The organism is Bacteroides sp. AM37-9 (assembly GCF_003603455.1).
Taxonomy (GTDB): Bacteria; Bacteroidota; Bacteroidia; order Bacteroidales; family Bacteroidaceae; genus Bacteroides; species Bacteroides xylanisolvens.
The window spans coordinates 66,713-80,776 of the sequence record NZ_QTNF01000017.1 but is presented as its reverse complement, the minus strand read 5'-3'; the positions used below and the strand labels follow the sequence as shown (position 1 = coordinate 80,776).

16 protein-coding genes are annotated in these 14,064 nt (G+C 35.9%); 9 read left to right on the top strand and 7 right to left on the bottom strand.

Annotation, left to right across the window (positions count from 1 at the left end; translation table 11 throughout):
• Nucleotides 1-25: 25 nt before the first annotated feature.
• From DW862_RS13450 to DW862_RS13425, 6 genes are all read right to left on the bottom strand, one after another.
• Nucleotides 26-613 (bottom strand): tyrosine-type recombinase/integrase, encoded by a 588-nt coding sequence (locus tag DW862_RS13450; RefSeq protein WP_008647802.1) that lies wholly within the window; start codon nt 611-613, stop codon nt 26-28.
• A gap of 121 nt (nt 614-734) precedes the next feature.
• Entirely contained in the window at nt 735-2,693 is a 1,959-nt protein-coding gene (locus tag DW862_RS13445) for a BRCT domain-containing protein (RefSeq protein WP_109115718.1), read from the bottom strand.
• A gap of 56 nt (nt 2,694-2,749) precedes the next feature.
• On the bottom strand, nt 2,750-3,193 hold the full coding sequence (gene dut, locus DW862_RS13440) for a dUTP diphosphatase (protein ID WP_109115717.1): 444 nt from the start codon (nt 3,191-3,193) through the stop codon (nt 2,750-2,752).
• Complete coding sequence (locus DW862_RS13435) at nt 3,174-3,521, bottom strand: hypothetical protein (RefSeq protein WP_008647806.1); 348 nt, start codon at nt 3,519-3,521, stop codon at nt 3,174-3,176. The genes dut and DW862_RS13435 overlap by 20 nt, the downstream gene beginning before the upstream one ends.
• Nucleotides 3,499-3,963, bottom strand: coding sequence for a hypothetical protein (locus tag DW862_RS13430; protein WP_008647809.1), 465 nt, complete (start codon nt 3,961-3,963; stop codon nt 3,499-3,501). Before DW862_RS13430 ends, DW862_RS13435 begins: the two co-directional genes overlap by 23 nt.
• The gene (locus DW862_RS13425; protein WP_115484573.1) at nt 3,963-4,496 is read right to left on the bottom strand and encodes a DUF4494 family protein; all 534 of its coding nucleotides are present in this window, start codon (nt 4,494-4,496) and stop codon (nt 3,963-3,965) included. The genes DW862_RS13430 and DW862_RS13425 overlap by 1 nt, the downstream gene beginning before the upstream one ends.
• Before the next feature lie 222 nt (nt 4,497-4,718).
• Here DW862_RS13425 and DW862_RS13420 point away from each other — a divergent pair, with 222 nt between their 5' ends.
• The 9 genes from DW862_RS13420 (at nt 4,719) to DW862_RS13380 (ending at nt 12,808) form a co-directional block, all read left to right on the top strand.
• A complete protein-coding gene (locus DW862_RS13420) occupies nt 4,719-6,056 on the top strand; it encodes a DUF935 family protein (RefSeq protein ID WP_008647813.1) in 1,338 nt (445 codons plus the stop codon).
• 146 nt (nt 6,057-6,202) lie between these two features.
• Entirely contained in the window at nt 6,203-6,916 is a 714-nt protein-coding gene (locus tag DW862_RS13415) for a hypothetical protein (RefSeq protein ID WP_008768578.1), read from the top strand.
• Nucleotides 6,901-7,395 carry a hypothetical protein gene (locus DW862_RS13410; protein ID WP_032555571.1) on the top strand — a complete coding sequence of 165 codons (495 nt, stop codon included), beginning with the start codon at nt 6,901-6,903 and terminating at the stop codon, nt 7,393-7,395. Before DW862_RS13415 ends, DW862_RS13410 begins: the two co-directional genes overlap by 16 nt.
• Nucleotides 7,392-8,165: a hypothetical protein gene (locus DW862_RS13405; protein ID WP_008768577.1), complete on the top strand. Its 774-nt coding sequence runs from the start codon at nt 7,392-7,394 to the stop codon at nt 8,163-8,165. Before DW862_RS13410 ends, DW862_RS13405 begins: the two co-directional genes overlap by 4 nt.
• A gap of 52 nt (nt 8,166-8,217) precedes the next feature.
• Nucleotides 8,218-9,489, top strand: coding sequence for an ATP-dependent Clp protease proteolytic subunit (locus DW862_RS13400; protein WP_115484572.1), 1,272 nt, complete (start codon nt 8,218-8,220; stop codon nt 9,487-9,489).
• A gap of 20 nt (nt 9,490-9,509) precedes the next feature.
• Nucleotides 9,510-10,580: a hypothetical protein gene (locus DW862_RS13395; RefSeq protein WP_008768575.1), complete on the top strand. Its 1,071-nt coding sequence runs from the start codon at nt 9,510-9,512 to the stop codon at nt 10,578-10,580.
• 79 nt (nt 10,581-10,659) lie between these two features.
• Nucleotides 10,660-11,013, top strand: coding sequence for a hypothetical protein (locus DW862_RS13390; RefSeq protein ID WP_008647821.1), 354 nt, complete (start codon nt 10,660-10,662; stop codon nt 11,011-11,013).
• An 11-nt stretch (nt 11,014-11,024) separates the two neighbouring features.
• Complete coding sequence (locus tag DW862_RS13385; RefSeq protein ID WP_117615057.1) at nt 11,025-12,338, top strand: DUF2586 family protein; 1,314 nt, start codon at nt 11,025-11,027, stop codon at nt 12,336-12,338.
• Between the two features lie 8 nt (nt 12,339-12,346).
• Nucleotides 12,347-12,808, top strand: a complete 462-nt coding sequence (locus tag DW862_RS13380; protein WP_008647825.1) for a hypothetical protein — start codon at nt 12,347-12,349, stop codon at nt 12,806-12,808.
• Between the two features lie 168 nt (nt 12,809-12,976).
• On the opposite strand, the gene DW862_RS13375 is transcribed toward DW862_RS13380, so the two are convergent.
• Nucleotides 12,977-13,867, bottom strand: a complete 891-nt coding sequence (locus DW862_RS13375; protein ID WP_117615056.1) for an Abi family protein — start codon at nt 13,865-13,867, stop codon at nt 12,977-12,979.
• Nucleotides 13,868-14,064: the final 197 nt, after the last annotated feature.

Here is a 14,064-nt window from a genome sequence, read left to right as displayed (position 1 = left end):
CAAAATGTAAAATGTAGCGAAGAAGTTAGAGACGGATAGAATCGAATATAGAATTTATTTCATCTTCTCTAATGCAGATGTATATTTTAGTTATTTCAATGTTAGAGTGATTGAATATCCTGTTCAATAGTAACAGTGCTTCTGACTTGTTTTCGCTTGTATCATAAACATATCGTCCAAATGTTTTTCTAAAAGTGTGTGTAGAAAAATTTTCTATATCCAATTTATATTTAGCTTTCCATTCTTTCATTATCCGATTAAGATATTGGGAAGAGACAGATACTCCTGTAAATTTGCTTTTAAATATTAATTCATTCGGATTAGGGCGTTTAAGCAATATATAAAGTTCCTCTATTCTCGTTTGAATACTTAAATTAAATGGGATTTTTCGTACTTTTCCAGTTTTCTTCTCAATTTTGGTCAATGAACCTTTATGGAGAATATCAGCCCATGCTAAAGACAATACATCTGATACTCGTAGTGCAGTGCAGAATGCCAGTCGAGCATATAGTTCCCATAAATATTGCCGATCCTTATGAAGAAGGCGTAATAACTTCTTATATTCTTCCATAGGAAGATAATCACTTTTAGTTAACTGATTTTTCTTTGCCATAATTATATCAATTCATTTACTTAATGCAAAAGTATGATATTACATCCAATTATACAAATTTAGAAGCGATTAATATCAATTTAAATCAATATTAATCGCTAATATATTGTAATGCAATAATTTAATTATTAAAAAAATCACAGAATTCTTCAATTGATAAAATTGGTATCCCCAATAATTTGGCCTTGGATATTTTTGATGAGTTGGCAGACTTGTCTTTCACCACCAAATGTGTTGTTTTTTTAGACACCCCACTAACAATTTTTCCTCCTTCGTTGGTGATTACTTCTTCAAGATTACTATCTCGAAATCCTGATACACAGATGGACAAACCTTTACATTTACCTTCCAGCACAACGGTCTTTGGGGACAATTTGTAAGGTATTTTAGTTTCCTCTAAAAAGGCCATAAATGGAAAATACCCTAACAATAAGTTTTGTACAGTTATAGGACAATTCTTAAAGTCTTCGCTTTGAACATCCGGTTCGTGATTGATATACCACCCTTGACAGAACGAGCATAAATCCTCATCATCCATTTCATCCAATATTTTTTGGGCCTTTATTTTTCCTATTCCTTTAAAGCAATCGCTGGCTTGCATTAAAGTCGCCAAATCAACTCCTTGCATGATTTTTCTGTTATTCTCCAATATTATATTTGAAATACTGTCTCCGAATCCTTCGATTTTTATCAGATCGTTAAAAGTAATGTTAAGAATCGCCGGTATAGAAGTAAAGCCTGCATTGAATATTTTGGATAATGTTTCTTCTCCCATATTTTCAGCCCCACATGTCAAATAGAAAAATATAATTTTAGCTAATTGAACACCTGGACAACTAGGATTAGTGCAACACAGTTCTATGTGATTCTCATTCCACATAGTCGATGAACTACAATGAGGACACTCTGACATTTCATCCCATAATTTCTCTTGTTCTTCTTGTGTTGCTGGGGTAAGAGTTGATAGAATCTTAGGAATTACCCCTCCAGAACGAGTAACTAATATTTCAGCCCCCTTTGCTATTTCATGATCATTAATCCAGCCGGCATTATATCCAGTAGGATTTTCCATGTTGCAATCTCCAGTATCAACCATTTCAATATTAACCACAGGTTTAAGGGCACCCGACTTACTGACTTTCCATACAATATCCTTTACTGTTGTCTCGAAAGATTCTGTAAAATCTGGATGTTTGTAGGCAATGGCATATAATGGATTTCCAGATGTTTGATGTCTGCCAATAACTTCCCATAAGCGCAAATCATCAACATAAATCACAATACCGTCAATTGGATACACCTTACTCCACTCTTTGAATAAATTCATCAGTAGCTCTTCGTTCAGTTCATCTATAAAAGCAAAATGGTAAAGATGCTCTTGTTGATAGATATTACAAATAGTTTCTATCAGACTATGGAAGTTGTTATAATCATGTAGGGAACTCTCATCCACCCCATATCTGAAGAAAGAAGCGTGTTCAAGATAATCACATGGCTCATCTCTATTTAAAAGACCGGCAGCTGTGTTACGCGGTGATTTAAAAATATCTCCTGTGAATTTAGAACGTTTCCCATGAAAATGCCGCTCCCAATCACTTCTGTTGATAACAAATTCTCCAAAAGTATAATGAAAACTGCTGGCAGGGTTATAACATTGAATGGATGCTCGATAATGGCTAGTACAATCTTGCCCTTCATTTTCTATCCCTCCACGAGAATATGCCTCACCAGTTAATTCATTATATAGTAGAGAAAGACCATCCAGCTTAGGCATACATATTACACCTGCATTTCCTTTCAAGCCTAAAGACATATACCATTTTTTAAGTTCTGATATATCCTTTACTTTATTTAAAGATTTCATTGGGATTGGCAAAGCCCGTTTTCGGGTTTCAGGTACAAAAGCGGGTTCGGTATGTTTGAACCATTCATTGTCTGGATCAAGTGTTTTTAATAGTTCTATTTCTGCATCATACTCCGCATCTGAAATTTCTGGCGTACCCATACGATACATTTTATTGTGTCGCTTAATCATATCAAGCAACACATCTTTTGTTTCAACTGTAAAATTAAGCTCCATATCCTATAATATTTATAAATTAAATAATGGGGCACATAAAACGTACCCCATATTTCTTATTTTATTCCTGAATGCCCAAATCCTTGTTCACCGCGTTCTGTGGTCTCTAAATCTTCGATTGAAGAAACAGGCTCCCATTCTGCTTGTTCATATTTAGAAATAATCATTTGGGCAATCCGTTCCCCGTCATTAACAGTAAACGGCTCTGTTCCATGATTAATAAGAATTACACCTACATCACCTCGATAGTCGGCATCCACGCATCCTGGAGAATTAAGACAAGTGATTCCTTTTTTAAGGGCCAGTCCACTTCTAGGCTGAATTCTTGCTTCAAAACCTTCTGGAAGTTGTATATGTAATCCTGTTGGAACCAATACACGTTCTCTAGGATTAATAGTAATTGGAGCATCAATATTTGCTCTTAGGTCCAGTCCTGCTGATTGCTTAGTTGCGTATTGAGGCAACGGATGTTTTGATGTACTATAAACTTTTACTTTCATACGTTCTATTGTTTTTATTATATTTCCATTTTTTACGGTTCATCGCCATCGTGGGATATGTCTGACGTTCGATACCACATAATTTGTCATATTCCTCTAACTTCAATGAACCTATATCTGATAATTCTATTTCAACATCACTGCCTATATATCTAAAATAATACATACCATTGGAAATCAATGTACCGACACAAGCCTTAGAAATATTTCCAGGCTTTAAACCGCTGATTTTAGCTGCCTCATTTACTGAAGCAGCCATAAGAGCCAATGTTTTTCTGCGATTAAATATTAAGACAGCTTTGGGTTTACGAAAAATCTTCTCTGCCATCCCAAATTTGTTTGAGCAATTCTGGAGGAAGCCTTTTCTTTACCAACGAAATTAAATGTGTATCTGACACAACAACTCCAGTAACAAACATTTCGTCTATTATTTCATTGATATATGCGCAGAATTGCGGATCAACATAAGATAAAAACGGATAGCATAAACATCCGTCAATCAATTGATGCCCCTCCGTGTTGATTGATACCAGTTTCTCTAAAGGCAACTTGTAAGTTTCTGCAATAGCCTTGATTTGGAAATCAAACTTATGAAAGAAGTCTTCTATGCTTAATTTATTGTCGGGGTCTTTAGATTGGAGATAATATGTAGCATCAAAAATTCTGCTACCATCAAAATGAGTTCCAAAAAGGAGATTAGGAAATTCCGGGAGTGAGACTTCTGTACATTTGATATTTATAATTTTCCCGGTTCCCTTAGGAGAAGTCATTATACCCTAATGTTGTTTTGATGAGTTTCAGGTGTAACCATGACCGATTGTGCTTTGTCATATTTGACATTGCGAATAGTATATTCACGTGTTTCCCCAGCCTGTTTTAAGTAAGTGCGAATATTTTCTATCGCTTCAGATGAAGAATAAGCCGGTACATAAATTGTACTGTTGGAACTTTTGGTTTTACCAGTCTTTTCGTCCACATCATAATAAACAAGAGATACTTGATACAACCCAACTTCTGTATCTTCACTTTCTTCAAAAAAATAGGATATTAATCCACAAATTAGTTCAGTATCAGTAGCAAATGTATCGTTATAAGCAACTTCTGAAATTTTGGTGCGGACAATTTCTACATCCACATCACCAAACTCATCTTTTCCTTCAGCCAACTTATATGCGATTTGTTCTGCTTCGGTATAGCATGTAGCCATTACCAGATCTTCTGATTTGATGGGAACAATAGCACCTAGATCATTTGTGCCCTTGTATGCCATCTTAATGCGAAAATAATTAAAATCTTTACTCATTTTAATGACGTATTATTTGTTAAACATTAAATTATCGACGCAAAGATATTTTATTTTATCATATTGACAATACAAAATTATATATTTAACACATATTTTATAGCTATATATCTATAATACTGATATTTACAAATTTCAGATTATAATACATATACTCCTACCTTATCATATATATAGAAACCAACTTTAGACTCGCTATCTATTCTTTCAAAAACTCTTAATATGAATGTAATTAGTGCAGAAACAACATTTCACGGCACTCCTTTAGAAAGCATATTTAAAACTAGCAAAAAAACTATTCAAGAATATGTTAGGGAGATTGACCGTCATTGTAGATACAAATCCATTCAATCCCAAGTAACACGCGGGGTTGTTTTAGATGATCGTGGTCCACTGATAGATTTATACGAAGCATGTGTAGAGCAGGATGCTCATTTACGTGCAGTATTAGAAACTGTAGAATCACAGATTATAGGCGAACGATACATGTTGGCAAGACAAAATGAACGAGGAAAATATATTAAGGATGTAGAAGAAACCAAAAAGATACAAGGTTCTCAATTCACTAAAATCATAAAAGGTATTGTTGAAGCCAAATGGTACGGTTACACCTTATTAGAAATAATGCCTGATATTAATCCTTTAACAGGAAAGCTAGCTGAAGTAAATATTATTGAGCGAAGAAATGTATTGGCAAGTCAATTACGAGTTGTGCAAAGACAAGGGCAGTGGAATCCTGGATGGGATATTGCTTCATCGCAATACTCCAAGAATTATATACTTATTGATAATGGTGACTTGGGGCTATTCTCTGCAACTACCCCAACTATCCTTGCAAAAAAATTCACTCTTGCTAATTATGTTAATTTTAGTCATACTTATGGTCAACCTATCATACATGGTAAGACTGAATCAGAAAGCATCCAAGATCGACAACGATTAGCACAAAACATTGCAAATGCGGCTCAGAATAAAATAATAGTCACAGGATTGAACGATGATATTGACATTAAGACATTTACAATGTCAAATTCCGAACACATATATACTAGTTTAATAAATTTTGCCAATACAGAAGTTTCTAATTTAATAGTTGGCTCTGAATCTATGGCTGGAGCAACCCAATCTTATGTTGGATCAACAAATGCTCACCAAGACATTTTTCGGGAGCGCATAGAAATGTATCGCGGTTTCATTGAAAATGTAATGAATGAAGAGATCGTTCCTAGATTAGTATCTATGGGATATATCAAGCCGGGATTAGAATTCAAATATGCCAACCGTGTAGAAATGAGTAACAAAGACAAGATTAGCTTATATTCTTTTATTACAGATAAGTATGAAGTATCAGCAGATGAAATCGAAAAAGAATTTGGTATTGTCGTAGGGAAACAATTTAACGCTATATCGGAAATGGCAAGTAATAGCGGGAGCATAAATGGAAGTTCCAATGATAGACGCATTATGTCCGATGAAGAATATTACAAAAGATATGGGCATAGGCGTGGTGAACGAAAGAATTCAAGCAACGTTGAAAATTTTCTAATGGAAGGAGAATAAAAGATAGCACTTCTCCTTCCGTCCTTGCAGAATCTAAATCGAACAAAGATGAAGAGAATGCTGAATACCTTGCTATCTACGCTGTTTTCCAGAAGTTTTTACAGGACTATGGCAATATAGAGGATCGTTGGGATTTATTAGAAGAAATGATGACGTTACGTGCGGAATTTGCATTGAATCATGCAATCAAAGGTTTTGGTATGGACTTTGAAAAAGCACTGGAATTACTTCGTAATCACAATGATGGATTAACCAAATTAGAAAAAGAGCAACGTAATATATTAGTAGCTGCATTAGATAATCTTGTTGATTTTGCAGTAGCTGAAGAATTTCAGATGTCGGAGAACCTTCCAGACAATTTTAATATTACCAATGAAGTAGATCTGGCAGAAGCTGAAAATATTTTTCACAGATACAATAGCATATACGCGAATATTGAAAACGAAGATATTGAATATGCGATGGGAATTGCTGCTGGTTGGATTTTGTATAGCAATAATACAGTGTTAACATATATGACACAGGGAGATAATAGGGTGCGCCCTTGGCACCTTGCATTAGAAGGGACTAGCTACCGCAAAGCATCTTTCCCAGCATGGTTAATCCCCCCAATTGAACATGGATGCCGTTGTTTTCTAGTAGAAGAAAGTGCTGACGTTCTCAACCAATCCAAATTATCACAGGTGATGGGACAAATTATTGAGATGCCCGATTTTGTTAATCCAGTATTTAAAGAAAGTGTAGCAAAGGGTGGGCGAATATTTAGTGATGCACATTCATACTTTATTATTCCTAAAAAGCATAAAAAGAGGCTGCGCACCATTGCTAATAAAATTAAGGACAAATGGCTGGAAAAGTAATAACTCCAAGACAATTAGCTCAACAATGGTTGAGATTGCCTAATAAATTTGAAGTTAATGTATTCAATTTTGAAACATTGGTAGGTAATGCCGCAAAAAAAATATTTAGAGACTCTTTTTATCTCCGGCGGTTCAATTCAGCCGGAACTTTTTCTTGGCAATCCAGACGTAATCATAAGCCACACCCTATATTGGAAGAAACAGGAGCATTAAAACATTCAATAATATGGGAACGCTTTCATTCTAATAAGAATCGTGGTGTTAAATTATTCACAGATCCAGACATGTTCAAATTTAGTAATAGGCAATATGGAAGAAACTTTTGTTATGCAGCAATACATAATGAAGGAGGGAAAATTGCCAAACCAGGTTCTCCAGCATCCTATATTAGACAAAGGCAATTTATAGGATATTCTACAACCGTAGCTGATAAAATTTCATCTTACAGTATTCGTATTTTTGATGGCTTTCCAAAATGATAGTAGATAAATATAAAACAGATTTACCGGACAGTTTAAAAGACACGTTTGCAAAAGACACCTCTCCCCTTCCCGATGATGACGATACTACTTTGGAGGAAGTAGACAACAACCCTTTAGAGGATGTGTATTTAGCTGTAAAACGTGTATTAGAGTCCTTACATACAGACCCTAACGATAATAATTCGCCTAAACTATTTCAAACTGTAAAAATAGATAACGGACAGTTTGAACGTATTGTTCGTACTCGTGGTAATACAGAATATGCTATACCTTTTCCTGCGGCATTTATTCGGTTTGTGAATGTACGTTATTTAGTTGCCCAACAAAGAATTGGAGAAGGGCGTGCCACTATGCGTATCAGATTTGTGCTTAATGATTTAAACAATAGTGACGATATTGTTGAGACACATGGATTTCGCGTTTTTCAACAGATCAATGATGCAATTCAAGATGCGAAAGATTACGAAGAAGCATTAAATGAACGTTGCAATCTTACCTATTTTGATATGCCGGAATCTTTAGATCATGGGCTACAGCCATACTGGATTGACTACGAGATATGGTTTAGAACATCATCCTCTTTCCAGTATCGCAAATGGGTAGACAGGTATTTAGTTATGCCACCATTCACGAACCATTCTGATGCACCAGAACATGATTCAGAAGCACATGGTAATCACAAGGAACCTAAAATCGAAGATGTAGCTAAGTATGAACCTTCTGTAGAAATGCCTTCAACTGATCCTCCAACCGGTCAAGTCGAATAACAAACTTACAACCATTAAAGAAGCTGATACCTATTCTTGTGAAAAAGCTCAAATGAAAGTAGATGAATTAAAATATGTAGTTGGAGAAGCGCAAGAAGCAAAACCGGTATATATGCGCTTCTATGGCAAAATTGACGAAGAGAGCACACGTAATTTCAATGATGAATTTTTATGGATACAAGATTACGTTAAACCCTCGAAAATTGTAATCAGCATTAATAGTGAAGGTGGAAGCGTTCTGTACGGAATGGGAACATTCTCCATTATACAGCAATGTCCCATTGAAGTTGAAACAATTGTAGAAGGATTGGCAGCATCAATGGCTTCAGTACTGTGGGCGGCAGGAACTCGTTCTTACATGCGTGACTATTCTATTTTAATGATCCATAACCCCTTCATACGTGACGAAAACTCACGCAACCCAGACAATGAACAAATTGTAAATGCTTTTCAGAAACAGATTGAGACCATATATCATAAAAGATTTGGTCTTACGAAAGCTAAGGTTCGAGAAATCATGGATGGCAAAGAAGGTTGTGATGGAACTTATTTTGATGCAAAATCTGCCGTAAACGCCGGTATATTATCAGCAGAATGTGTTTTAAAAACCTCTAAACAGGTTTGTAATAAAGTAAAAGATCAAATTGAAGGAGTAGTGGAAGCGAACGCCCTTCAAAAAATCATGGCTTCTATCAATACAGAACTGGGCAATTTTAAACCACTTGATGATTCCAGTTCTATTCCTAATCAAAATCAAATAGAAAATTCAAATTCACAAAAAACAATGGACAAAGAACAAGAATTTGCATTTGGTTCTGTATGCGCCCAGCTTGGTTTGGAGAAAACCTCTGAAGTTTCAGCTGTTATTACCCGAATTGATGCATTGAAAAATGCGGAAAACAAGGCAGCAGAAATTCAGGCTTCATACAATGCTTTGAAAATTCAGAAAGAAGGATTGGATGCGCAACTTACCAATGTTCAAAACGAATTGACAACTGTCAAGAACGAATTGAAAAGTTACAAAGATGCTGAAGAAGCAAAACGTAAAGAAACTATCGAACAGTTCGTTGACAATGCAATTGCTGAAGGTAAAATCAATTCTGATGCAAAACCTAAATGGGTGGAAATGGCTCAAAACGATTTTGAGATGGTACAGGCAACACTGAATTCCATTCCAAAACGTGATAAAATTTCTGCTGAAATTGCAAATGATCCTGCCAACATTGAAAATGCAGAAAATCAGATGACCGAGGCAGAAAAGAAAATGGCTAAGGCTGTTGAAGCTGTCGTAGGAACAGATTTCCAATTTAAAACACTTGACTAAAACAAAATAACATAAACAACATGGCAAGTTCAGTAAATTTTGCGCAAAACACATATTCTGGTGAGGTCCTTAATGACCTCCTGACATATACCGCGCAAGGGAATGATACATACAAAGAAGGTTTGATTCATATCAAATCTGGAATCCAGTTCAAATACACCATCCCCACTATCCAATTGGGAAAAGTAATTCAAGATAACGTCCCCACTCCAAACTCAACTCATGGCGCAGGAGCAGGAACTACTGGTGGATTGAACCAATACACATTAACAGAACGTTACCTGGAACCGCAAGAATTCATGGTGTACCTTGAATTTAACCCCCGTGACTATGAAAAGTATTACAAATTTGCCCAGCCGGAAGGTAATTTGGTATTCCGTGACTTAGACCCAAAAGTACAAGCTAAAATGCTGCGCCTCTTGATGGATCGAAAGAATGAGTATATCGGTGAGTCTATTTGGTGCTCCGCAAAAGGTGGTTCAGCTGCCGCAAAAATTACCGCTCCTGAAGGTTGCACAACGATTGGAGGTGAAAATGCCGGTGGCCCAATGAAATACTTTGACGGTGCAATCAAACGTATTCTGGCAAATACTGCAACAAATGCAACAGAGGTAGAGAAAGCTGGTGGACAAGTCATTATTGCCGGTACTACAGAATTGAGCACAGGTGCCAATGTAGAAGCCGCTCTCAATGCTATGTGGAAGAAATGCCCGAAACAAATCCGTAAAAAAGCAGGACTGGTATTTGTATGTGGCTGGGATATTTGGGATTTATATGATCAATATCTAAGCGACAAAACAGTGAAATACTCCGACAATACTAAGGTTAACGAGTATCGTTTTAAAGGTAAGCGTATTGTACCTATTGTCGGCATTCCAGAACATACTATCGTACTCGGAGAATTTACTACCGGCATGGAATCTAACCTGTGGATGGGGGTTGACTATGCAAATGACGCTGAAGTAGTAAAGGTTGAACGGCTACAAGCTAACAGCGAATTGTATTTCTTCCAGATGCGAATGAAAATGGATGTAAACATCGTTCGTCCGGCAGAAATCGTAGCATGGACCGCTTACAAAAATGCAGAATAACAAATTGAATTAAATATCTCATCATAGTTTATCACAAGGGAGTGGAGTCGGTACTCCATTCCCTTTTTTAATTTAAGTTATGGCTAGAAAAAAGAATACAGAAGCTCCGGTTACAGAAGAGGTTAAAACACAAGATCCTACAGTTACTTCAGAAACACCGGTTATTTCAAATGAAGAATCTGAAAAACAAGAGCAAGACACTGTTGAAACTCCAGATACCTCCTCTATCAAAGAGTCTTCTCAAAAACCTGAAAAAAAAGACAAAACAAAAGAAAAAGATGAAATACCAGAATTCGTAAAAGAACTGTTACAAAAATATCCTGGCTATCCGGCATTGTATATTGATTCCAAAGGTGGTGTATTCACCGCAGATGCACAACCTAATTGGGTGAAGGATGCTATTCTTTATCAAAATCCGTATTACAAACAATAAAATTTACAAATATGGCATTAGGTGGCGTTTTTATGAGTGATACCGATGGAAACATTGGAACAAGCTCTACAACCTCAACTGAAAAAGTCACAGGTTTGCTGTTTGATATTTCCAAACAAGCTAAATTCTTCGAAGAAGGTGCTGGTTTGGCCGTAAAAGACAAATTACAAGGTAATGTTATTGAAATCAATTCTATGGATGATTTGAAAGAACTTGGCATTACCGCATACTCCGGTGACACTGAAAAGGATTTACTGTTTGGAATTCCTTATTATCATATCAATCATTTCTTTGGAATACAAGGAAGCACAGGACGTTTGTTTATCATGTTTGCAGACTGTGGTGTAGATTGGAATGCTATAGAACAAATGCAACGTGCAGCACATGGTATGATTAACCAACTCGGTGTTTGGACTGAACAATCGTTGTGGAAACAAACAGATCCGGAAGCAGAAACATATAGCATTGACCTAGTTACAGATCTGCAATCCAAAGCTGCGTCTTTAGCTGATGAAAATGCTCCTTTATCAATCTTGTTATGTGCAAATTCCGCAGTAATTGCAACAGCTGAAGAATCTGTGAAGAAAGTAGAACTGGGCAAAATACCTACGTGTGTCATTAATGCTCGGTTTGTCAGTGTATTGCTTGGCCAGGGATTAGACGCTGATGTATCAGCTATGCAGCTTGCTAACCCGAACCTCACTCCTGTAGGAAATATTGGAGCCGCACTCGGATGTATCGCTTCAGCAAGCGTACAAGAATCATTCGCATGGGTAAATAAGTTCAATTTGATTGGTTATTTCCCAGATATTGAAATGGGATTCGGAGATGTCACTTTAAATAGCGAGGATAAGTTAACAAGTACATTAAAGTACTCATCTTTGAATAAAATCCAATTGGATGATCTGGACGATAAGGGATATGTCTTCTTGTGCAAATATTCTGGTTTGGAAAGCGGAGTCTTTTTCTCTAAAGACCAAACGTGTTCAAACGGAGATTACCGAACAGTTGCTAGAAACCGTACAATTCATAAGTCAAGACGCGCTGTACGTAACGCATTATTACCTTATGTCAACTCTCCGTTGAAAGTAGACCCCAGCACTGGATATTTATCTTCTGCAAAGATTACGATGTTTCAAAATATTGTTTCTGACATCCTCACAACCATGCAGACTAATGAAGAAATCTCTGGCTTTTCTGTAACAATTGATAAGAATCAAAATGTATTAAAGAATGATACACTGATCATTAAATATTCACTTGTTCCGGTGGGTGTAGCGTCCCGTATTGAAGTAGTCGAGGGCTTGGCATTAACCAATAAATAATTAACAAGATGGCAATAATTAACAATGTAGCATACAGCTGGTCTATGATCCGCATTTCCATACCAGCATTGGATATTTCAGAAGATTCTACTATTATGCAAGGAGTTTCTGAAATCAAGTGGAACAAGACTCGTAAAGTTGAAAACAACTACGGTATTGGAGGAAATGCTATCAATCGTGGTTTTGGCAATAAAACCTGTACAGCCTCCATTACAATGGATTATAATACCGTTTCCCAACTCCGAGCATTGGCTGGTTCTTTAATGGATTTGGGAGAATTTGACTTGATCATCTCATTTACTAATGCTTATGCCGGTGAAGACTGGACCGCCGAAACTGTAACGCTAAAGGGATGCCTCTTTAACGAAGACGGAATGGAAAGTAAACAAGATGATACAAACATTACAAAAGAATTCAATTTGAATCCTTTCGACATTATCACAGGAGAAGGAACTAGTTCTTGGCTATAACTTCTAGTATAATACGTTTTTGAAAAGGCGAGTTGAAAACGGCTCGCTTTTCATTTTATCTATAAAATAAAAAGGGATGCGTTAACACATCCCTTTATTATCCGTTTTATAGTGCAGAATTGACGACTAAGCTCAAATATGCACTTTTTACGTTGCAAAAATAATGTTTTATTTCCAATCTACAAAATTCAGTAAGTGTATTTTTGAGCAATCCTTAATTATTTGGTTTGTTTTACCACTTCTTTTTATGTTTACCAGATGATTTATGTCTTGTTCAAGCTCTTTTTGCCTATTTATTGATATTTTACCAAGTATATAATCAATAACACCAATAATGCCACTAACATATTGCCGGGATTGATTATCGACATTTGCTGGATGTACCTTTACGCCCAATGGCAATGTGATATTATACAAACAACTACCATGTGCACATTTGTTTCTGATAAACATGATTGTTTCAAGATAATTCTTGAATATTCCTATTGTACAACCGTATTTGTTTGCTATCTGTAATTGAACACCTTTATCTCGCAAACTTTTGTACAACATGCAAACATTGCCGATTGTCATAAATTCCAACGTTTTCCATGCAGGTGCATATCGGTCATTTATGTGAGTTTTATGATGACGCAGAATAACCGGATTCTTAGAAATCTGTGCATACACCATATCGTCAAATGTATTGATAAAAGATGAAAGCATAATTGCAGGATCTACAAACCATGTAGGAGAATTTTTATAATGGTTTGATATAATATATGTGATAGTTGTGCGGATATTGACTTCTATTCTATTTAATGCGTTCAATAGAACCCTTCTCAAATCATAATCGAAATAATACAAATCCACAATTTCCTTAAAAGAAGTGCCTTTACACAGTTTATGGTTGCGATTCCTTAGACTGGGAAAAGTTTTTTCAAACGGAAAAGAATAGAATCCCAATCTATAATACCCCACATCTAGTAAAATCTCCTTTGCCTTCTCTTCATCCTCAAAGACCATACCATGTTCTTTGAGTTTATTTATCTGTTCTTCTATATTCAATGCGTGTTTCATATAACAAAATATCTCATAAAAATAATAAAAGCCACTTATGAGTGGCTCATTTCCTTACAAGAAAGTAAGGCGTTGCTTTTTATATGTTGTAAAGGTAATAGATTTTATTTTATATACCAAATAAAATAATACAGAGAATATACATTTAACATTTTATTTGCATTCACACACAACCTACCAACATTATAATTACTATT